This window comes from Janthinobacterium sp. LS2A (genome assembly GCF_036543145.1).
Classification (GTDB): domain Bacteria; phylum Pseudomonadota; class Gammaproteobacteria; order Burkholderiales; family Burkholderiaceae_D; genus Janthinobacterium; species Janthinobacterium aestuarii.
The window spans coordinates 40,609-61,358 of record NZ_JAZHPB010000005.1 but is presented as its reverse complement, the minus strand read 5'-3'; the positions used below and the strand labels follow the sequence as shown (position 1 = coordinate 61,358).

15 protein-coding genes and 7 tRNA genes are annotated in these 20,750 nt (G+C 62.0%); 18 read left to right on the top strand and 4 right to left on the bottom strand.

From position 1 onward, the window contains the following. The first annotated feature begins 49 nt into the window (after positions 1-49). The 7 genes from pgsA (at position 50) to V3C40_RS15545 (ending at position 1,656) form a co-directional block, all read left to right on the top strand. Positions 50-634 carry a CDP-diacylglycerol--glycerol-3-phosphate 3-phosphatidyltransferase gene (pgsA, locus tag V3C40_RS15575; RefSeq protein ID WP_034749601.1) on the top strand — a complete coding sequence of 195 codons (585 nt, stop codon included), beginning with the start codon at positions 50-52 and terminating at the stop codon, positions 632-634. Positions 635-859: 225 nt separating this feature from the next. Beyond that, a tRNA-Gly gene (locus V3C40_RS15570) sits at positions 860-935 on the top strand. Positions 936-1,027: 92 nt separating this feature from the next. Further along, positions 1,028-1,103 (top strand) — tRNA-Gly (locus V3C40_RS15565). A gap of 71 nt (positions 1,104-1,174) precedes the next feature. Further along, positions 1,175-1,250, top strand: a tRNA-Gly gene (locus tag V3C40_RS15560). 55 nt (positions 1,251-1,305) lie between these two features. After that, positions 1,306-1,381, top strand: a tRNA-Gly gene (locus V3C40_RS15555). Positions 1,382-1,464: 83 nt separating this feature from the next. After that, positions 1,465-1,540, top strand: a tRNA-Gly gene (locus V3C40_RS15550). Between the two features lie 42 nt (positions 1,541-1,582). Further along, positions 1,583-1,656 (top strand) — tRNA-Cys (locus tag V3C40_RS15545). Between the two features lie 151 nt (positions 1,657-1,807). Here the strand turns inward: V3C40_RS15545 and V3C40_RS15540 are convergent. Next, positions 1,808-2,362, bottom strand: a complete 555-nt coding sequence (locus tag V3C40_RS15540) for an inclusion body family protein (protein ID WP_034756648.1) — start codon at positions 2,360-2,362, stop codon at positions 1,808-1,810. 501 nt (positions 2,363-2,863) lie between these two features. Between V3C40_RS15540 and V3C40_RS15535 the strand changes: the two genes are divergently transcribed. Beyond that, a complete protein-coding gene (locus tag V3C40_RS15535; RefSeq protein ID WP_331777914.1) occupies positions 2,864-4,351 on the top strand; it encodes a SulP family inorganic anion transporter in 1,488 nt (495 codons plus the stop codon). Between the two features lie 33 nt (positions 4,352-4,384). Continuing rightward, the gene (locus V3C40_RS15530) at positions 4,385-4,837 is read left to right on the top strand and encodes a hypothetical protein (protein WP_051991793.1); all 453 of its coding nucleotides are present in this window, start codon (positions 4,385-4,387) and stop codon (positions 4,835-4,837) included. 24 nt (positions 4,838-4,861) lie between these two features. On the opposite strand, the gene V3C40_RS15525 is transcribed toward V3C40_RS15530, so the two are convergent. Next, positions 4,862-6,562, bottom strand: a complete 1,701-nt coding sequence (locus V3C40_RS15525; protein ID WP_331777913.1) for a methyl-accepting chemotaxis protein — start codon at positions 6,560-6,562, stop codon at positions 4,862-4,864. 382 nt (positions 6,563-6,944) lie between these two features. On the opposite strand from V3C40_RS15525, the gene V3C40_RS15520 reads away from it, so the two are divergent. From V3C40_RS15520 to V3C40_RS15480, 9 genes are all read left to right on the top strand, one after another. After that, on the top strand, positions 6,945-9,095 hold the full coding sequence (locus tag V3C40_RS15520; RefSeq protein WP_331777912.1) for a TonB-dependent receptor: 2,151 nt from the start codon (positions 6,945-6,947) through the stop codon (positions 9,093-9,095). Between the two features lie 279 nt (positions 9,096-9,374). Beyond that, the gene (fdnG, locus tag V3C40_RS15515; RefSeq protein WP_139248207.1) at positions 9,375-12,446 is read left to right on the top strand and encodes a formate dehydrogenase-N subunit alpha; all 3,072 of its coding nucleotides are present in this window, start codon (positions 9,375-9,377) and stop codon (positions 12,444-12,446) included. A 13-nt stretch (positions 12,447-12,459) separates the two neighbouring features. Further along, positions 12,460-13,380 (top strand): formate dehydrogenase subunit beta, encoded by a 921-nt coding sequence (gene fdxH / locus V3C40_RS15510; RefSeq protein WP_070305145.1) that lies wholly within the window; start codon positions 12,460-12,462, stop codon positions 13,378-13,380. Further along, positions 13,370-14,041 carry a formate dehydrogenase subunit gamma gene (locus V3C40_RS15505; protein ID WP_331777911.1) on the top strand — a complete coding sequence of 224 codons (672 nt, stop codon included), beginning with the start codon at positions 13,370-13,372 and terminating at the stop codon, positions 14,039-14,041. Before fdxH ends, V3C40_RS15505 begins: the two co-directional genes overlap by 11 nt. A 165-nt stretch (positions 14,042-14,206) precedes the next feature. Further along, positions 14,207-15,253: a formate dehydrogenase accessory protein FdhE gene (gene fdhE, locus V3C40_RS15500; RefSeq protein ID WP_034756667.1), complete on the top strand. Its 1,047-nt coding sequence runs from the start codon at positions 14,207-14,209 to the stop codon at positions 15,251-15,253. Further along, positions 15,250-16,659, top strand: coding sequence for an L-seryl-tRNA(Sec) selenium transferase (selA, locus tag V3C40_RS15495; RefSeq protein WP_331777910.1), 1,410 nt, complete (start codon positions 15,250-15,252; stop codon positions 16,657-16,659). The genes fdhE and selA overlap by 4 nt, the downstream gene beginning before the upstream one ends. Beyond that, a complete protein-coding gene (selB, locus tag V3C40_RS15490; RefSeq protein ID WP_331777909.1) occupies positions 16,656-18,611 on the top strand; it encodes a selenocysteine-specific translation elongation factor in 1,956 nt (651 codons plus the stop codon). Before selA ends, selB begins: the two co-directional genes overlap by 4 nt. Positions 18,612-18,623: 12 nt before the next feature. Next, positions 18,624-18,719: transfer RNA gene (locus V3C40_RS15485), tRNA-Sec, on the top strand. 157 nt (positions 18,720-18,876) lie between these two features. Beyond that, positions 18,877-19,590, top strand: coding sequence for a substrate-binding periplasmic protein (locus V3C40_RS15480; protein WP_331777908.1), 714 nt, complete (start codon positions 18,877-18,879; stop codon positions 19,588-19,590). Positions 19,591-19,604: 14 nt separating this feature from the next. On the opposite strand, the gene V3C40_RS15475 is transcribed toward V3C40_RS15480, so the two are convergent. Both V3C40_RS15475 and V3C40_RS15470 read right to left on the bottom strand, forming a co-directional pair. After that, a complete protein-coding gene (locus V3C40_RS15475; RefSeq protein ID WP_331777907.1) occupies positions 19,605-20,345 on the bottom strand; it encodes a GGDEF domain-containing protein in 741 nt (246 codons plus the stop codon). Positions 20,346-20,348: 3 nt separating this feature from the next. Then, positions 20,349-20,747, bottom strand: coding sequence for a DUF1987 domain-containing protein (locus V3C40_RS15470; RefSeq protein ID WP_070222304.1), 399 nt, complete (start codon positions 20,745-20,747; stop codon positions 20,349-20,351). Positions 20,748-20,750: the final 3 nt, after the last annotated feature.

Below are 20,750 nucleotides of genomic sequence, written 5' to 3'. Positions count from 1 at the left end.
CTTCATACTTTCTTCATATTCAATTTACCCGTCGGCCGATTGCTCTCTTATGCCTTTTAATATTCCCATCCTTCTGACCTGGCTGCGCGTGGCCCTGATTCCGCTTGTCGTCGGCGTTTTTTACCTGCCGCCGTCGATGCTGCTGCATGGCGACCAGAACCTGGTTGCCACCCTGGTCTTCATCGTTGCGGCCGTGACCGACTGGTTCGACGGCTTCCTCGCGCGCCGCTGGAACCAGACGTCGGCCTTCGGCGCCTTCCTCGACCCGGTCGCAGACAAGCTGATGGTGGCAGGCGCCTTGCTGGTGCTGGTGCAGCTGGACCGTGTCAATGCCGTGCTGGCCTTCATCATCATCGGCCGCGAAATCACGATTTCCGCGCTGCGCGAATGGATGGCGCAGATCGGCGCATCGAAATCGGTGGCCGTCAGCTCGATCGGCAAGATCAAGACGGCCGCGCAAATGACGGCCATTCCCTTGCTGCTGTACCACGAAGTGATCTTTGGCGCGATCGACACCCACGTGTGGGGCGAAAAGCTGCTGTGGATCGCCTGCGTGCTGACGGTGTGGTCGATGTTCTATTACTTGCGCCTGGCATGGCCGCTCATCAAGGAAAAGGCCGGCAATCTGCATTAAGGCCGCTCCGCCTAGCTACTGCGCAGCGCACTCTCGCGTCTCCGTTGCTCGCTGTACCTTCGTACAGCTCCGCTACTTAACACGATATTGCGCTTGCTCGCTACGCTATTCGGAGGACCTTAAGACGGTATTGGCTACTTTCTGCGGAATATTTTGCAAAAGACCAGATATTGCCCGTTGACAGCCCCTGTAATCCCTCTATAATGCTGGCCTGTTGCTGATGACGCGGGAGTAGCTCAGTTGGTAGAGCGCAACCTTGCCAAGGTTGAGGTCGAGAGTTCGAGACTCTTCTCCCGCTCCAGTTTTCTGGATCGTGTCATAGGTAAAAACAGCGAATGCAGTAAAAAGTAGTACTGGCGATGTAGTAGAGCTTCTGATACAATGTTGTCCACTGCGGGAGTAGCTCAGTTGGTAGAGCGCAACCTTGCCAAGGTTGAGGTCGAGAGTTCGAGACTCTTCTCCCGCTCCAGTGAACACTGGATCAGCAGTAAAGCAGCGCTGGTAAACGGTAGTAAAAAGCAGTAAAATAGCGGTTCGTATGCGGGAGTAGCTCAGTTGGTAGAGCGCAACCTTGCCAAGGTTGAGGTCGAGAGTTCGAGACTCTTCTCCCGCTCCAGCGATAGCTGAAGCAGTACAGCAAGATGGCAGTAGCAGAAAATAGAAGCTCCAATGCGGGAGTAGCTCAGTTGGTAGAGCGCAACCTTGCCAAGGTTGAGGTCGAGAGTTCGAGACTCTTCTCCCGCTCCAGAATTCTAAAGGGAAGCTAAGCTGGCTTCCTTTTTTTATCCGCCGCGGTACGCGGCGCGATTAGGCGGTAACCAAGCTCCAATGCGGGAGTAGCTCAGTTGGTAGAGCGCAACCTTGCCAAGGTTGAGGTCGAGAGTTCGAGACTCTTCTCCCGCTCCAGTTTTCAAGGTGGGCCGCGAGGCGCATCCAAGCAGTTCCTCTGGCGAGGTAGCAAAGAGGTTATGCAGCGGCCTGCAAAGCCGTTTAGACGGGTTCGATTCCCGTCCTCGCCTCCAGATAAGTGCATGTGATACATGCGCAAATAAAAAAGCCCACTTCGGTGGGCTTTTTTTCGTCTGTGGCGACGTCGCGGCGTATCTCTGCGCCGGCACCAGTCGGCGGTAATCAAATAAATGGTTTATATTTATTTGGTTTTCCGGGAAATGACTAACCGACAGTAATCTGTGGATCCCAATAAAAATAACCATACAGGCTTTGCGTCTGGCCATCGTCATTCAGGCTATATACGGCAATATAGACGTAGAAATTTTCCGTGCCCGACTTGGATACCTGCGCCGTGAAATTGGAGAAATTGCGCGATTGCTGTACGGCCGGCAAACCATTCGAGGAATCCGTATTCGGCACGGCCGCATTTCTCCGTGTAATGGTATTGGAAACAAAGGTATTGAAGACCTTGTCGCCATTCCAGTAATTGATGCCGTAGACAATGACGGCCGAATCGGCATTGTCATAGATGGAAGCGCCGGTGAACGAGACGAAGTCGCCCACATTGGCCTTGAAGCTCAGGTCGGCGGTACCTTGCCCGCTATTGATGCCGCGCAGGTCGGTGGCAATCATGTACTGGCTGGTATGCACCAGGCCGACAGGCTTGGTTTGGTCGGGACTCGTCTGACGTGGATGCTGGGCCATGATCAGATCGGTGTCTATTACAACGAGAATGTTGATTGTAATATTACTGGCATATAATTGCGCGTCGGTCATGATTCCTCCTGAGTTTCCCTACTCGTCTGGCTTTTCGGATACGCCCCGTTTTTTAATGTGGTCAACAGTCTCCACCACTGCTGAGTAGAATAGTGGAGAAAATTGAATAGATACTCTCCAATTGAAACGGCGGAGAATATTTAAAATATTCCCATTAAATTGTTTTTATTTTGAAAATAAAACTATTGGAAACATTATTTGCTTGCCAGTATCCGCTCCCGTTCCCGCTCCCGCTCCCGCTCCCGCTCCCGCTCCCGCTCCCGCTGCGCGCCGCCGCCCCCTCCATCGTGCCCGGCTGCATCTTGTATAATGTGTGCAGGCTCTGCAGCGCCGCATGGCGCTGCTGAATCTTTCTCTGTCCGCCAATCCCATGTAGTCACCGACGATTTTCCTCTGCGTGCGACCTCGGCATGGCTTCGTTTTGACGACCGCTGGCATGGCTGCGCCCGATGACTGTGCATCGTGCGCGCATTTCTCTGTTCCGACCCTGGATGTGTATCAATGATCAACGCAACTTTTCGGGACGAGTGGTTCTCGAACATACAAAAAAACGTCCTGGCGGGGCTGACCACCTCATTCGCGCTGGTGCCCGAATGCATCGCCTTTGCCCTCGTGGCGCAACTGAATCCCCTGATGGGCCTGTATGGCGCCTTCATCATTTGCGCATTCACTGCCATCTTTGGCGGGCGCCCCGGCATGATTTCGGGCGCCGCCGGTTCCATGGCCGTCGTCATCGTGGCGCTCGTGGCCCAGCATGGCGTGCAATATCTGCTGGCGACCGTGGTGCTAAGCGGCATCATCATGGCGCTGTTCGGCATCTTGCGTCTTGGAAAACTGATCCGTATGGTGCCATATCCGGTGATGCTGGGCTTCGTGAATGGCCTGGCCATCGTCATCGCCATGGCCCAGCTAGAACATTTTCGTCAGGCCACGCCGCAAGGCGAAACCTGGCTGCAAGGCACTTCCTTGTACGTGATGGGCGCGCTGGTGCTGCTCACCATGGCCATCGTCTACGTGCTGCCGCGCATCACGAAGGCCGTGCCGCCGGCGCTGGTGGCCATCCTGGGTGTGGGCGTACTCAGCCATTTCTTGCAGCTGCCCACTCGCACCCTGGGCGATCTTGCGCATATCGCCGGCGGCTTGCCGGCCTTGCATTGGCCTACGGTGCCGCTGGACATGGCTACCTTGCACATCATCTTCCCGTACGCGGCCCTGATGGCCATGGTGGGCTTGCTGGAGACCTTGCTCACTTTTAATCTTACCGATGAAATGACTGAAACGCGGGGCCAGCCGAACCGCGAATGCATCGCTCTCGGTGCGTCGAACGTCGTTTCGGGCCTGTTTGGCGGCATGGGTGGCTGCGCCATGATCGGACAGACCATGATCAACCTGAGCTCAGGCGGCCGCTCGCGCCTGTCGGGCGTGACGGCCGGCGTGATGATCCTGCTATTCATCCTGTTCCTGTCGCCGCTGATCGAGCGCATCCCGCTGGCCGCTTTGGTCGGCGTGATGTTCGTCGTGGCGCAGCAGACGTTTGCCTGGGGTTCTTTGCGTGTGCTGGGCAAGGTGCCGTTGCAGGATGCGCTGGTGATCGTCGCCGTGACGGTGATCACCGTGTTCACGGACCTGGCGCTGGCCGTGCTGTGCGGCATCGTGATTGCCGCCTTGAATTTCGCCTGGCAACATGCGCGCGACATGCGTGCCGATATCGATGACACTGGCGCGGGCGTGCGCGTGTACCTGCCGCACGGCACCCTGTTTTTCGCCTCGACCACGCATTTCCTGGAACTGTTCCAGGCGGCGACCGACCCGGCCCGCGTCATCCTCGATTGCCGGCACCTGCACATGGCCGATCACTCGGCCATCGCCGCCATCGAAGCCTTGTATGAGCGTTATGAAAAGGCGGCTAAGCACCTGCAGGTGACGCATTTGTCTCCCCGCAACCAGGCCTTGCTGCAGCGGGCTGGTGTCGATGTGAGCGTGGCGTAAAATAGGCGATTGTTGAATGTCTGTGGAGTGTGAATGCTGTCGTACGAACAAGAGCAATTATTGCAGCAAAGCCAAACGGCTTTTGATGCCTACTATGACGCGCTGGGCGCGTCGCTGGTGAACTTTGTCGAGCGCCTGGGCATCCAGCCCGCGCACGAAGTGCTGACCAACGCGGCCGAATACCTGCCGTACATCGATGCGGCCATGCGCACCATCGTCATCCGCGACGAAAGCTGGCAATGGGTGAAAACCATGCTCGGCTACTTTATCGGCGAATACTTCGTGCAAGGCCATGCGGGCTGCTGGTATGTGGAAACGCGGGCGGAATCGCCGCATTTTTGCCGCACCATGGTGGGCGGTTTCGAGCATGGTTTGCCAGCGGACGCCGCCATCGATCCGGAAGCGCTGGCGCTGGAATTCCTGGGACAATCCGTGCCGCGCGAACTGGCGGCACTGATCGCCCAAGCGCAAGCCCGCGCGGCTTGATGCCGCAGGGCTTGCTGAAGAAATTTAGAACTCTTCCCACTCGCCTTCGGCCGGTGCTGCTGCCTTGCTGCTGGTGCGTGTCACGGGCAGGCGCAGGGCAGGGGCCTTGCGGGCTGCTGTGGCCGGGGCTGCCGGCGCGCTGCGCTGGACCGCTTTCACGCTGAAACGGTCGGTCGCCGCCGCATTGGCGTCCAGGCGGAAGACGCTGACCACCTGCGCCAGTTCGCTCGCCTGTTCCTGCATCGCTTCGGCCGCTGCCGACGCTTCTTCCACCAGCGCCGCATTTTGCTGTGTCACTTGATCCATTTCGGAAATGGCCTGGTTGACTTGCTCGATGCCCGCGCTCTGCTCTTCGCTGGCGTTGCTGATCTCGCTCATGATCGACGTGACGAAGCCGATGCTTTGCACGATTTCTTCCATCGTCTTGCCGGCCTTGTCGACCAGGTCCGTGCCCACGTCGACTTTTTGCACGGAGTCGTCGATCAAGCCCTTGATTTCTTTTGCCGCAGCTGCCGAACGTTGCGCCAGGTTGCGCACCTCGGTTGCCACGACGGCAAAGCCGCGGCCCTGTTCGCCGGCGCGCGCCGCTTCCACGGCCGCGTTCAGTGCCAGGATGTTGGTCTGGAAGGCGATGCCGTCGATGACGGAAATGATGTCGACGATCTTCTTCGACGAGGTATTGATCTCGCTCATGGTGGCGACCACTTCGGCCACCACGGCGCCGCCACGGCTGGCGATGCCGGCCGCGTCGCCGGCCAGTTTATTCGCCTGGCGCGCGTTGTCCGCGTTTTGCTTGACGGTCGAGGTCAGTTCTTCCATCGATGACGCTGTTTCTTCCAGCGAACTGGCTTGCTGCTCCGTGCGCGACGACAGGTCCTGGTTGCCGGCGGCGATTTCCGCCGATGCCGTGGCGATGGTGTCGGTGCCGCTGCGCACTTGTCCCACGATGCCGACGAGGCTGTCGTTCATGGTTTTCAACGCGTGCATCAGCTGGCCCGTTTCATCGCGGCCTTGCGCTGTGATGGTGCTGGTGAGGTCGCCCGCTGCCACGGTTTCCGCCACTTTCACGGCAGCGCGGATGGGGCCGGTGATCGAGCGCGTGATCCACCACGCGAAACCGATGCCCATCAGCACGGCCAGCACGCCCATGGTGATCAGGAAGACGCGGGTGCCGCTGTAGGCTTCGATGATGCTGTTGCCGACGCCGTCGGCAGCCTTGATCTGCATGGTGGCAAAGCGCTTGACTTCGGCCAGATAGGCCACGGTGATCGGCGCGACTTCCTTGTCGAACACGACCTTGGCGCCCGCCATGTCGCCGTCGGCCTTCATCTTGAAGGCGCGCGCGCGCGTCGTCACGTAGTCGGTGCGCACCTTGCGCACGACCTTGAATTGCTCGATCACGGCCGGGTTGAGCAGGGAGGCGACGATGTCGTCCTGCAGCTTGCTGGAGCGCTCCGCATCGACTTTCAAGTCTTCCTCGATCTTGGCGCGCACGACGGGATCGGTGATCTCGAACGAGGCGACGCCGCGTACGCTGTTGAGTTCAATGATCTTCGACCATTCGGCCACCATACGCTGGTTCTTGATGCTGGTATTGATGAGACGGTAAGTCAGGTCGCTGGCCGTTTGCATGCGCACGAGGGCGGTGATGGTCAAGGCGGCAAGCAACAGCAATACGACAGCAAAGCCGACGCCAAGGCGGCTGCCGATGTTCAGGTTTTTCATGTAATTCCTAACAGTTTAATAGTCATGATCGCCGCCGCCAGCAGGGGCGGACAGGCGCCGCAAGGCGCAGGGGATCGGGGTCTTCGGGTGCCGCGTGATGGCTGTGCGGCGCGCCGCGCTGAGCGTGGCGTTGGAGGTGAAGCAAGGGGCATGTCGGTCAGGCTGACCGCTGTCCAGCAAGCCGCAAGTATAGCATTGACGCAGAGGAATAGTTTTTCAAAGCAATTTTAATTATTTTTTGATATTGATTTCCTGTTGTGTTTTTACATCAAGTACCTAGTCCATAAGTACTATCACTTACAGAAGTGCTTACTTTACGCAGGCTTGCCTGATAAAATACTAATGATAATCATTCGTATTAAAACATCGACCAGGGAATTGTATGCAGCAACGTCGCAAGCCAGGATTCAAACCGATCACCATCGCCGTACTGGGTGCCTTGACCTTCGGCGCCACGCCATTGGCGGCTTGGGCGCAGGAAAGTTTGCCCGCCGTCACCGTGACAGCATCGAAGGACAAGGATGGCTATGTCGCCGCCACCTCGGCCAGCGGCACCAAGACGGAAATGGCTCTGCGCGACGTGCCGCAGACGATCAACGTGGTGCCGGCCGCTGTCATCCGCGACCAGAACGCCATGTCGATCCAGGACATCATGAAGAACATCCCCGGCGTGGGCTTGTCCACGGGCGACGGCCAGCGCGACCAGATATTCATCCGCGGCTTCACGGCCATCGGCGACCAGTTCGTCGACGGCTTCCGCGATGACGCGCTGTATTTCCGCGACCTGTCGAATGTGGAACGCCTGGAAGTGATCAAGGGGCCGGCCGCCGTGCTGTACGGCCGCGGTTCCTCGGGTGGCCTGGTGAACCGCATTACCAAGAAGCCGGGCGTGGACATCACGGACGTGGCCCTGAGCCTGACCAACACGGCAGGGCGCCGCGGCGAAGTCGACGTGGGCCGTGTCGGCGAGACGGTGGACTGGCGCTTCACGGGCGCGCGCGAATTGTCGGACAGTTACCGCGACCAGCAATTCATCAACCGCACGGCACTGTCGCCTTCCGTCGCCATCCGCCTGTCCGGCGCCACCAAACTGCTGCTGCAGGGCGATTACCTGGAAGACCGCCGCCTGACGGACTTCGGCATCCCGTCCTATCAGGGCCGTCCCGTCGCCGTCGCTGCGCGCACCTATTTTGGCGCCGCGAATGCCCGCGATGCGGACTTCAGCCAGTCGCGCGTCGTGTCCACGGCCGCCACCCTGACGCACAAGTTCAGCGATAGCTTGTCATTGCGCAATGCCTTCCGCTACTACGATTACCACCTGGACCGCAACAACACGAATATTTCCGGCAACGTCAACGAAGTCAAGGGCACGATGAGCCTCGGTCACGCCAAGCTGAACCGTGACGAAAGCGGCTGGTTCAACCAGACGGAACTGACGCAAAAGCTGGTCACGGGCACCTTGCGCCATGAAGTGCTGTACGGCGCCGAATTCGGCAAGCAAAACAAGGATGCATCGAGCTGGGCGTCGACCGTCGTGGCGACGAATGTGTCGATCTTCCATCCCGTCCTGCCGCAGGTCAACCGCAGCAAGCTGGGCGTGCGCAGCGATACCTTTGGTACCTACGACACGGCCGCCGCCTACGTGCAGGACGCCATCAGCATCAGCGACGAGTGGAAGGCGCTGGCCGGCCTGCGCTACGACCGCTACAAGCAGCAGTCGCGCCTGGCCAATGCGCTTGGTGTGACGACGGCCAATCTGTCGCGCACGGATTCGGCTTACAGCCCCCGCGCCGGCCTCGTCTGGCAACCGGGCGCGACGCAGTCGTACTATGCGTCGTGGAGCCGCTCGTTTCAGCCGAGCGGCGAGAACTTCGCCCTGGCCGCCAACAATGCCGACCTGGCGCCGGAAACCACGCGCAACACGGAAGTGGGCGCCAAGTATGACCTGTGGGGCGGCCGCGCCAACGCCACCGTGTCCCTGTTCCGCCTGGAACGCGACAATATCAAGACCAGCGACCCGATCACCAACCGCATCGTACCGGTCGGCACGCAGCGTACGGATGGCCTGGAGCTGACCTTCAACGCTGACTTGCACGATGGCTGGAAGATGATGGCCGGCTACGCCTACCTGGACGCCACCATCACCGATTCCATCGCCGTCGACCGCAGCGTGAATGTGCCGGGCACGACGACGCCGAGCGCCGTCGCCATCAAGGGCAAGCGCGCTACTTTGACGGCGCGCAACATGGCCAACTTGTGGGTAACGAAAGACCTGGGCCACGGCTTCACGGTGGGCGGTGGCGCGAATGCCGTCGGCAGCCGCTTCGCCAATCAGGGCAACACGGTGGTGCTGCCAGGCTACGTGACGGCCGACGTCATGGCCGCGTACCGCACGGGCCGCTATGAAGTGCAGCTGAACGTCAACAATATCGGCGACACGCGCTACATCGTGTCGGGTCACGGTTCCAGCCCGAACCTGAGCTTGCCAGGCGCGCCGCGCAATGTGGCGCTGACCTTGCGCTACAGCCTGTAACTTTTTCTGCCCCCGAAAACCCGCTTGCGAGCGGGTTTTTTGCATGGGTGAGTAGCGATGTGCAAGCGCGCGGGGCAGGCTGGCATTGTTTAGAGGGAACGTTCGGTATCGCCAAATTAACGTTGACTAAAGGAAACCTTCTCCGGCGAACTGAGCCTTGATCGGGATTGAGGGGTAAAATGATGTCATACGGCACAGGCATGGTGCTTATATCTTGGTGATATGACACGACCACGACGCCGTATGACTTTTATTTACTCACATCATAGAGGCCTGAATATGGTTCAGATGTCCAGGCGCCAGTTCCTTCGGGTAACTGGCGCGACCATTGCTGGTTCCAGCCTCGCCCTGCTCGGTTTCGCACCGGGCCAGGCGATGGCGGAAGTGCGGCAATACAAGCTGTCTCGCACGACCGAGACACGCAATACCTGTCCCTACTGTTCGGTAGGATGCGGCGTCCTGCTGTATGGGCTGGGCGACGGCGCGAAAAATGCCGTCTCCAGCATCATCCACGTGGAAGGCGATGCCGATCACCCGGTGAACCGCGGCACCCTGTGCCCGAAAGGCGCCAGCCTGGTCGACTTCATCCACAGCCCGAACCGCCTGAAAGTGCCCGAATACCGCGCACCGGGCGGCACGGAATGGCAACCGATCTCCTGGGATGTGGCGCTCGACAAGATCGCGCGCCTGATGAAGGATGACCGCGACGCCAACCTGATCGAAAAGAATGCCGACGGCAAGACCGTCAACCGCTGGCTCTCCACCGGCATGCTTGCCGCGTCCGCCGGCAGCAATGAGGTCGGGTATTTGACCCACAAGACAGTGCGCAGCATGGGGATGCTGACCTTTGATAATCAGGCGCGTGTATGACACGGACCGACGGTGGCAGGTCTTGCCCCGACGTTTGGCCGTGGCGCGATGACGAATCATTGGGTCGATATCAAGAATGCCGACGTGATCCTGGTCATGGGTGGCAATGCAGCAGAAGCACATCCTTGCGGATTCAAATGGGTAACGGAAGCGAAGGCGCATAACAAGGCCAAGCTGATCGTTGTCGATCCGCGTTTTACCCGTACCGCATCCGTGGCAGATTACTACTGCGCCACGCGTACCGGCACGGACATCGTCTTCCTCGGCGCGATCATCAATTATCTGCTGACGAACGACAAGATCCAGCATGAGTACGTGCGCAACTACACGGACATGCCCTTCATCGTGCGCGAAGACTATGCGTTCGAGGACGGCCTGTTCTCGGGTTTCGACAAGGAAAAAGGCAAGTACACCGACAAGGCCACCTGGGATTACGAGATCGGCGAAGACGGCTATGCCAAGGTCGACCCGACCCTGGAACACCCGCGCTGCGTCTACCAGATGATGAAGAAGCACTACGCACGCTACACGACCGAGATGGTCGAACGTACGTGCGGCGTGTCGGCCGACAAGTTCCACAAGGTGGCGGAAGCCCTGGCTTCGACCGCCGTGCCGGGACGCGCCGGGACCATCCTGTACGCGCTGGGCTGGACGCATCACTCGACGGGTGCGCAAACCATCCGCACGGGCGCCATGGTGCAGCTGTTGCTGGGCAATATGGGCATCGCCGGCGGCGGCATGAACGCCTTGCGCGGCCACTCGAATATCCAGGGCTTGACCGATCTGGGCCTGATGTCGAACCTGTTGCCGGGTTACATGACCTTGCCGAACGAGTCCGAGCAGGATTTCGATGGTTATATCGCCGCGCGCGCCACCAAGCCGCTGCGGCCTAACCAGCTCAGCTACTGGAGCAATTACCGCAAATTCCACGTCAGCTTCATGAAGACGTGGTGGGGCGACTTTGCCACCGCGGACAATAACTACGCCTTCGACTACCTGCCAAAGCTCGACAAGCCGTATGACTTGATGCAAGCGATCGAGAACATGCATCAAGGCAAGATGACGGGCTATATCTGCCAGGGCTTCAATGTGCTGGCGTCCGCACCGAACAAGCAGAAGGTCACGGAAGCGCTGTCGAAGCTGAAGTTCCTCGTCATCATGGATCCGCTGGCCGTGGAAACGGGCGAATTCTGGAAGGCGCACGGGCAGTACCACGAAGTCGATCCCACCAAGATCATGACGGAAGTGTTCCGCCTGCCGACCAGCTGCTTCGCCGAAGAGCGCGGTTCGCTGGTGAGCTCTTCACGCGTGCTGCAATGGCACTGGCAGGCAGCCGAACCGCCGGGCCAGGCGCGCAGCGACCTCGAGATCATGTCGGGCCTGTTCCTGCGCATGCGCAGCATGTACCAGAAAGAGGGCGGCAAGTTCCCCGATCCTATTGTCAACCTGACGTGGAATTATGCGCAGCCGCATAACCCGCAACCGGAAGAAATCGCCCGCGAATTCAACGGCAAGGCGCTGGCCGACTTGTACGATCCTAAGGATCCGACCAAGCTGCTGGTGAAGAAGGGTGAGCAGCTGGCCTCGTTTGCGCAATTGCGCGACGATGGCACGACCACCAGCGGTTGCTGGATCTTCGCCGGCAGCTGGACGCAGGCGGGCAACCAGATGGGACGGCGCGACAATAGCGACCCGACCGGCATCGGCCAGACCTTGGGCTGGGCCTGGGCGTGGCCGGCGAACCGCCGCGTGCTGTACAACCGCGCCTCGTGCGACTTGAAGGGCAAGCCTTTCGACCCGACCCGTAAACTCATCGAGTGGAATGGCGCGAACTGGAGCGGGGCCGATATTCCCGACTTCAAGGTCGACGAACCGCCGGAAAATGGCATGGGTCCGTTCATCATGCTGGGCGAGGGTGTGGCGCGTTTCTTTGCGCGTGGCGCCATGGCCGAAGGTCCGTTCCCCGAGCATTACGAGCCGTTTGAAAATCCGCTGGGCTACAACCCCATGCATCCGAAAAACCCGCAAGCGACCAGTAATCCGGCCGCGCGCGTGTTTGCCGATGACCGGAAAATGTTCGGCACGCATGAGGAATATCCGCATGTGGCCACCAGCTACCGCCTGACCGAGCATTTCCATTACTGGACCAAGCATGCACGCCTGAATGCCATCATCCAGCCGCAGCAATTCGTTGAAATCGGCGAAGAGCTGGCGAAAAGCATCGGTGTCGTTGCCGGCGGTGAAGTGCGCGTCAGTTCCAAGCGGGGCCACATCATCGCCAAGGCCGTCGTCACCAAGCGCATCAAGGCTTTGATGATCGAAGGCAAGCCGGTGCATACCGTGGGCCTGCCGCTGCACTGGGGCTTTACGGGTGTGGCCAAGCCGGGGTATCTGATCAATACCCTGACGCCGGGCGTGGGGGATGCGAATTCGCAAACGCCGGAATTCAAGTCCTTCCTCGTGAAGGTGGAAAAAGCATGATGGGAGCTCAATAATGGCACTGCAATCCTTAGATATCCGGCGCCTGTCGGCTACCACGGTGACCCCGCCGCAAGCACGCAGCCCGGTGACGGGCACCGTGGCCAAGCTGATCGATGTGTCGAAATGCATCGGCTGCAAGGCTTGCCAGACGGCGTGCATGGAATGGAACGACTTGCGTGACGAAGTCGGCGAAAACCATGGCACCTATGACAATCCGACGGACCTGACGCCGCAATCGTGGACGGTGATGCGTTTTGCCGAACACGAAAACAACGACGGCAACCTCGAGTGGCTTATCCGCAAGGACGGCTGCATGCACTGCGAGGACCCGGGCTGCCTGAAGGCCTGTCCGGCGCCGGGCGCCATCGTGCAGTACACGAACGGCATCGTGGACTTCCACCAGGAAAACTGCATCGGCTGCGGCTACTGCGTGGCCGGCTGTCCTTTCGACGTGCCCCGCATTTCGAAAAAGGACGACCGCGCCTACAAGTGCACCTTGTGCTCGGACCGCGTGGCCGTGGGCCAGGAACCGGCCTGCGTGAAAACGTGTCCGACGGGCGCCATCGTGTTCGGCACCAAGGAAGACATGAAGGTGCATGCGGAAGAGCGCATCGTCGACCTGAAGTCGCGCGGTTTCGAAAACGCGGGCCTGTACGATCCGCTGGGCGTGGGCGGCACGCACGTGATGTACGTGCTGCACCATGCCGACAAGCCGAAGCTGTATTCGAACTTGCCGGAACGCCCGCGCATCAGCCCGATGGTGGGCTTCTGGAAGGGCTGGTCCAAGCCGCTGGCGGTGGCCGGTATGGCCGCCACGGCCCTGGCAGGCCTGTTCCATTACACGCGTGTCGGTCCGAACGAAGTGAGCAAGGACGAAGAGCACGAAGCGCTGGAAGAGGCCAGGCGCATCCGGGAGGAACAGCATGAAGCATAGTGAACTTCACGATGGCAAGCTGCGCGACAAGGATGGCAATCCCTTGATCGAACGCTACAACCCGAACGAGCGCACGAATCACTGGGTGACCGCCATCACCTTCGTCATGCTGGCCCTGTCCGGGCTGGCCATGTTCCATCCGTCGATGGCGTGGCTGGCGAATCTGTTCGGCGGCGGGCAATGGACGCGCATCCTGCATCCGTTTGCCGGCCTGGTGATGTTCGTCTCGTTCGCGATCCTCGTGGTGCGCTTCTGGCACCACAACAAGTTCGAGGACGGCGACAAGCAGTGGCTGAAACAGATGGACGACGTGCTCAATAACCGCGAAGAAAAGCTTCCGAAGATCGGCAAATACAATGCCGGCCAGAAGATCCTGTTCTTCGTGCTGCTGGCCAGCATGGTCGGCTTGCTGTTGTCGGGCATCGTGATCTGGCGCGCGTATTTCGCGTTCTATTTCCCGATCGACGTGGTGCGCTTTGCCGCCTTGCTGCATGCCGGTTGCGCCTTCGCCATCATCTGCGCCATCATCGTGCACATCTACGCGGCCCTGTGGGTCAAGGGCTCGACCGGCGCCATGGTGCGCGGCACCGTCACCTACGGCTGGGCGCGCAAGCACCATCCGAAGTGGTTTGAGTCGGTGATCCGCAATACGAGAAAGTAGGCAGTTAGGGTACGTTTTGCCGCAAGTGCAAAAGCTGGGGTCAGACCCGTCGGGTCTGACCCCTGTTTTACTTTGAGGCTTGCGATGACTGTATCGATTAAAATACTTTGACAGCATGGTCACACCCGCTTGCCGTGCTGTGCCTTTTTTGATGGGAAAACTCCATTGGTACAACGCATACTCCAGCCAGGCGAAATCGAAGGCCTGGACCACAACGCGATTCCGCGCCTGCTGCTGCCGCAGCCTGGCAGCCTGTTTACGGCGCGCGCCTTGCGCCTGCGCGAACTGGCGCAAGGTAACATCAAGGGCATCCCTGTCGACGCGGGCATGCAGGGCTACCTGGTGCTGATGGCCGCGCTGGCCGATGCGCAGGCGGCCGTGGTGGGAAAACTGGCGCCCGGCGCCGTGCCTGCCGCCGACCCCGACGCGCTGCGCCGCGCCATCCAGCACCGCATGCCGGTGCTGCCCGTCAGCGGCGCCCGCCCACCCGTCTGGCGCGACATTTTCGCCAGCCTGCTCGATGAACTGGCCGCCACGGCGGCAAGCCAGCCGGCATTATCCGGCGGCCTGACGCAGGTGCTGGCCCAGCTGCGCGCGCTCGATGCGCCAGCGCTGGACGCCTGCGCCGATGCCGTGCTCGATGAAAACGGCGACAACCTCAATCCCATGCATGCGCCGTTCGTCGCGGCCGCCCTGCAAATCCTGTGGTCGGTGTCGGCCAGCGAATTGCGCGCCGCGCGCGTGCCGGACCTGGAAACGGGCACCCTGTGTCCCGTCTGCGGTTCGCACCCGGTCGCCAGCGTGATCCGCATCGGCGGCCAGTCGCAGGGCTACCGCTATCTGCACTGCGGCATTTGCGAAAGCGAATGGCATATGGTGCGCGTCAAGTGCTCGACGTGCGAACAGAATGGCAAGATCGCCTACCAGGGCCTGGACGCGGCCGACGCCAAGCCGTTCGACCCCGTGACGGCCAAGGACGACAAGCTGCCCAACAAGGCGAACGATCCGAAGAAGGTGGCGCGCGCGGAAACCTGCGACGACTGCCATACCTATCGAAAAGTCTTCAACCAGGAACACGATTACAACGTCGAACCGCTGGCCGACGACCTGGCCAGCCTGATGCTCGACCTGCTGGTGGGCGAAGCGGGCTACCAGCGCGCCAGCGGCAATCCGCTGCTGTGGCTGGGTAAAAGCTCGGATCAGCCGTCATGACGACGGGGCAAACCGTGCGCCTGCCGTCGGTAGACCGCATCCTGGGCGACGCGGCTTGCCTGGACCTGATAGCACACTACGGCCGCGTGCAGACCCTGGCCTGCGCGCGCGCGGTGCTGGCCGAACTGCGCACGGCCATGCTGGCGGGCGCAGTGTGCGAAGAGGGCGCATCGATTGCCGCCATCGCCGCGCAAATGGACGAACGGCTGCTAGCGCAAGCGCGTCCGCAGCTGCGCGCCGTCTTCAACCTGACGGGCACCGTGCTGCACACGAACCTGGGCCGCGCATTGTTGCCCGATACGGCCGTGCAAGCCGTGGTGGAAGCGCTGCAGTGGCCGATGAATCTGGAATTTGACTTGGAAACGGGCAAGCGCGGCGACCGCGACGACCTGGTCGAGGAACTGCTGCGCGAACTGACGGGCGCCGAAGCGGCCACCATCGTCAACAACAACGCGGCCGCCGTGCTGCTGATGTTGAACACTCTGGCGCAGAACAAGGAGGTCGTCGTCTCGCGCGGCGAGCTGGTGGAAATCGGCGGCGCTTTCCGCATCCCCGACGTCATGACGCGCGCGGGCGCCGTGCTGCGCGAAGTGGGCAGTACCAACCGCACGCACCTGGCCGATTACGCGCATGGCGTGAACGAGAACACGGCCTTGCTGATGAAGGTCCATTGCAGCAATTACGCGATTACCGGTTTCACGAAAAGCGTGGAGCTCGACGAACTCGTGCCGCTGGCCGTAAAACACGGCGTGCCGACGGCCGTGGACTTGGGCAGCGGCACCCTGGTCGACCTGGCGCAGTATGGCTTGCCGCATGAAACGACGGTGCGCGAAACCATTGAAGCGGGCGCCGACCTGGTGACCTTCAGCGGCGACAAATTGCTGGGTGGCCCGCAGTGCGGCGTCATCGTCGGGCGGGCAGACTTGATCGCGAAGATCAAGCGCAACCCATTGAAAAGGGCACTGAGGGTCGGCAAGCTGACCCTGGCCGCACTGGCCCCTGTGCTGCAGCTGTACCGCGCGCCGGACTTGCTGGCTGAACGGCTGACCACCTTGCGTTTGCTGACGCGTCCCGCCGCCGCCATGCGCGCGCAGGCGGAAACCGTGCTGCCGCTGCTGCAAAGCGTACTCGGTGCCGACTATGTGGTCACCGCCGAAGCCATGAAAAGCCAGATCGGCAGCGGCGCCTTGCCCGTCGACCAGCTGCCCAGCTTTGGTTTGGCCATTCGCAGCGCGCCCGGCTCGCGCTTGAGCAATCCCTTGGGCGTGCTGGAACAGCGTTTGCGCGCCTTGCCGTGCCCCGTGATCGGGCGCATCGGTCAGGACACTCTGTGGCTGGACCTGCGCTGCCTGGAAGCGGCGCACGAGACGGCCTTCACCGCGCAACTCGCCGAGTTGTCCGCATGATCGTCGGCACCGCAGGCCATATCGACCATGGCAAGACCACCCTCACGCGCGCGCTGACGGGCGTGCACACGGACCGCCTGAAGGAAGAACAGGCGCGCGGCATTTCGATTGAACTGGGCTACGCCTATCTGCCCTTGGCGGACGGCACGGTGCTGGGCGTGATCGACGTGCCGGGCCACGAAAAATTCATCCGCACCATGGCTTCCGGCGTGACGGGCATCGACTTCGCCCTGCTCGTGGTGGCGGCCGACGACGGCATCATGCCGCAGACGCACGAGCACCTGGCCATCTTGCAGCTGCTCGGTGTGACGCGCGGCGCCGTGGCGCTGACCAAGATCGACCGCGCTGATGGCGCCCGCGTGGCGCAGGTGGAGGCCGACATCGAGGCGCTGCTGGCCGGCACGCCGCTGGCGGGCAGTCCGATCTTTCCCACTGCCGCCCATCGCGATGACGATGCCGGCGTGGCCGCCTTGCTCGCGCATCTGACGCAAGTGGCGTGCAGCTTGCCGCAACGCGACGAGCGGCGTTTGTTCCGCCTGGGCGTGGACCGCGTGTTCACCTTGTCGGGCCAGGGCACCATCGTCACCGGCACGGCGCTGGCGGGACGCGCGCAGGTGGGCGGCATGCTGCAGCTGGCGCCCGGTGGCGCGCAGGCCCGGGTGCGCAGCATCCATGCGCAGAACCGCGCGGCCGAAACGGGCATGGCGGGCCAGCGCCTGGCGCTGAACCTGGCCGGCATCGACCGCGAGCGCATCGAGCGGGGCAACTGGATCGTCGCGCCCGAGCTGGCGCAGTGCTCCGAGCGCCTCGACGTGGAACTGACCTTGCTGCCCGACGCGGGCGTGCAGCTGAAAGCCTGGTCGCCGCTGCATGTGCACTTGGGCGCGGCGCACCAGCTGGCGCGCGCCGTCATGCTTGATGGCGAGACCCTGTCGCCGGGACAGACGGGAAGAGTACAGCTGGTGTTCGACGCCCCCATGCACGGCGTGCCGGGCGACCGCTTCGTCGTGCGCAATGCGCAAGCGACGCAGACCATTGGCGGTGGCATGGTGCTAGATCCGTTCGGCCCCGCGCGCAAGCGCCGCAGCCCCGCCAGGCTGGCATGGCTCGATGCGCTGGCCGCCTTCATCGCGCAAGGCGACTATGCGGCCCTGCTGGCGCAAAGCCCGCTGGGGCTGCGCGAGTCGCTGCTCGTGCGCCTGTCCCTGCTGCCGGCTGACGCCCTGGCGCTGCCGTCCGACACGCGGCGCATCGTCCTGCGCGGCGGCGACGCCTTGCTGGTGGCGCCGCCGGCCTTGCTGGCGCTGCAGGAGCGGGTGCTGGAAGCTCTGGCAATCTTCCACTCGCGCGCGCCCGACGAGGCGGGGCCGGAACTGTGGCGGCTGAAACGCATCGTCGACGCGGAGATGGAAGACGCCTTGTGGAGCCATCTGGTCGAAGGCTTGCTGGCGCGCGGCGAGCTCCTGGCGCGCGGTGCCAGCCTGCACTTGCCGACGCACAGCGTGGAGCTGACGCCGCAGGAGCAATCGGTGGCCGAACCCTTGCTGGCCGCGCTGGAGCAGGGGCGAGCCGATCCGCCGTGGACGCGCGACCTGGCGCGCAGCTTCGGCCTGGCCGAGGACGAGACGCGCAGGCTGTTGCGCAAACTTGCCAAGGCAGGCCAGATCAGCCAGGTCGTGCACGACCTGTTCTATCACCAGGCGGCGCTGGCCGAGCTGGCGCAACTGGTACGCACCCTGACCGAAAAAGCGGAGCTGGACGAAGGCCTGTCGTCCGGTGCCGGCGCCGTCGGCGCGGCCGCCTTCCGCGACGCCAGCGGCCTGGGCCGCAAGCGGGCGATCCAGGTCTTGGAATTCTTTGACCGCGTCGGTTATACTCGCCGTGTTGGCAATGGGCATCTATTGCGCCCGCAAGCGCTGTGGTCCTATACGGCAGCCTTGCCCAGCAGCTAGCTCAGGCACCGCGGAAAGCACACTCATCCGGTGATGTGGCCGGGCTTCAAACCCGGTGGAGGGCGTCAGACGTTCTCCCGTAGGTTCGACTCCTACTGTTTTCCGCCAGTTACTTTCTTCCCATTCCCTCCCGCATGGCGTTCTGCTGGCGTTGGCTTGTTGCCACGCTGCCGAAAATAGTTGATTGAATTGCCCATATGCGGCGATGCCAGTGCGGGCCGATGGTAACATCGGCTTGAATCCCCTGTAGCAGAAGAAAGCAAGCATGAAACAAGCAAGCATGGCACGGCTGCTGGCAGCGGCGCTGCTGATGCCGGCGCTGGCCGCCGCGGCCGGCCTGCGCATCGTCGGCGAGCATTTGCCGCCATCGAGCATGATGGAAGGCAATGTCGTCGTGGGGCGTGAAACGCTCAAGGTGCGCGGCATCATGGCGCGCGCCGGTATCGCCTACAGCATCGAATTGCTGCCGTGGAAGCGCGCGTATGCGCAGGCGCTGCGCGAAGCCGACACCTGCATTTTTTCCACCAGCCGTACGCAGGAACGCGAAGCGCAATTTCGCTGGATCGGCCCCCTCAACGAAGCGGAATGGATACTGTATGGCCTGGCCGAGCGGCACCTCACCTTGCGCACGCTGGCCGATGCGCGCGGCCTGGTGATCGGCACGGTGCTCGGCGACGCGCGCGACGATTACCTGCGCCAGCGCGGCATGAACGTGGCGCCCGTGACGCAGGAGTGGCTCAATCCGCAAAAGCTGCTGCTGGGGCGCATCGACCTGTGGGCCGTCGGCATGGCGGTGGGCAGCAAGCCTTTCGTCGGCAAGGAGTGGGAGGGCAAGTTGGTGCCGCTGCTGACCTTCAACCGCGTGCAGACTTACCTCGCCTGTAACAAGCAATTGCCCGATGCGCAGGTGGCGGCCATGCAGCGCGCGGCGGCCGCCATGCGCCGCGACGGCAGCATGGCGCGCGAACAGCTGCGCTGATTCAGTGCACTGATTCAGCTCTCCAGCCATTGGCGCACGCAGTTGCGTCCTTCGCGCTTGGCCTGGTACAAGGCCTGGTCTGCATGGCTGTAGGCCGTCTCGAACGGCGTGCCGGCGCGGTTCCAGCTCAGACCCACGCTGACGGTGATGGCGCGCGTGATGGGCGCCGCATGGCGCTGGCGGCCGACCGTCTCGCAGATGCGCTGCGCCACTTGCGCCGCGTCGTCGCGCGAGGAGGTGGGCCAGACGACGGAAAATTCTTCGCCGCCGACCCGGCCGATGGCCGTTTCCTGTCCCAATAGCCCCTTCAGGCAGTCGACCACGGCCTGGATCACGCCGTCGCCGGCCGGGTGGCCGAAGTCGTCGTTGACCTGCTTGAACAGGTCGATATCGAGCACGATCAGCGCCATGTCGCCCTGCGCCAGGCAGCGCGACGCGTGGTCGATGACGGCGCCGCGGTTCAGGGCGCCCGTCAGCGGGTCGTGCGTGGCACGGTATTCTAGCTGGCCGGCCAGGGTTTGCAATTGACGGTTCAGCAGATGCATGTCGCGCTCGGCGCGGTCGCTGCGGCCGATCAGGCGCCGCGTCTCGCGCATCAGCCGCTCGTAGTGGACGATCAGTTCACCGAGCACGCGCCGCTGTTCCGCGCCCGAGGCATTGGCGTCGGCGTGCATGCGGCGCGCGGCAGCCAGCGCCGCCGCTTCCACGGTGAACAGGTCGGGCTCCAGGCCGGACTCGCAGAGGGCGGCACGCATGTCCTAGCTGCCCTGCACGGGATGGTCGTGGAAGTCCAGCGCCGTGAAGTCCTGCTGCAGCTCCTGGCCGAATTCCAGGATGGTGTCGTCGTCCTCGTCGTGGTACCAGTTCAGGCGTACCTGGTTGCCGTCGACGGCCGCCTGGTTCAGGGTGTCGAACAGGGTAAACAGCATCTTCGTGCTCGAGCTGTTGAAGTAGGCCAGCGAGACGTTGACGGTGATGGCCGCTTCGCGGCAGCCTTCCAGATAGGCGCGGACGGCGGCGATCAGCGGGCCATAGAAGGCGGCCGCGTTTTCCGGATACGACTCGCCCTTGATCGACAGGGTGTGCTGCTCGAAACGGAAGTCGATTTCGGGCGAACTCGGGGTCGCGGCGATGAACAGTGGTGACGGTAATTGCATATG

Coding starts and splice junctions, on each gene's coding strand:
- V3C40_RS15540 (WP_034756648.1), bottom strand. CDS start 2,362: ATGACCGACGCGCAATTATATGCCAGTAATATTACAATCAACATTCTC.
- fdxH (WP_070305145.1), top strand. CDS start 12,460: ATGGCACTGCAATCCTTAGATATCCGGCGCCTGTCGGCTACCACGGTG.
- V3C40_RS15525 (WP_331777913.1), bottom strand. CDS start 6,562: ATGAAAAACCTGAACATCGGCAGCCGCCTTGGCGTCGGCTTTGCTGTC.
- selB (WP_331777909.1), top strand. CDS start 16,656: ATGATCGTCGGCACCGCAGGCCATATCGACCATGGCAAGACCACCCTC.
- V3C40_RS15520 (WP_331777912.1), top strand. CDS start 6,945: ATGCAGCAACGTCGCAAGCCAGGATTCAAACCGATCACCATCGCCGTA.
- V3C40_RS15530 (WP_051991793.1), top strand. CDS start 4,385: ATGCTGTCGTACGAACAAGAGCAATTATTGCAGCAAAGCCAAACGGCT.
- pgsA (WP_034749601.1), top strand. CDS start 50: ATGCCTTTTAATATTCCCATCCTTCTGACCTGGCTGCGCGTGGCCCTG.
- V3C40_RS15535 (WP_331777914.1), top strand. CDS start 2,864: ATGATCAACGCAACTTTTCGGGACGAGTGGTTCTCGAACATACAAAAA.
- selA (WP_331777910.1), top strand. CDS start 15,250: ATGACGACGGGGCAAACCGTGCGCCTGCCGTCGGTAGACCGCATCCTG.
- V3C40_RS15470 (WP_070222304.1), bottom strand. CDS start 20,747: ATGCAATTACCGTCACCACTGTTCATCGCCGCGACCCCGAGTTCGCCC.
- V3C40_RS15475 (WP_331777907.1), bottom strand. CDS start 20,345: ATGCGTGCCGCCCTCTGCGAGTCCGGCCTGGAGCCCGACCTGTTCACC.
- V3C40_RS15480 (WP_331777908.1), top strand. CDS start 18,877: ATGAAACAAGCAAGCATGGCACGGCTGCTGGCAGCGGCGCTGCTGATG.
- V3C40_RS15505 (WP_331777911.1), top strand. CDS start 13,370: ATGAAGCATAGTGAACTTCACGATGGCAAGCTGCGCGACAAGGATGGC.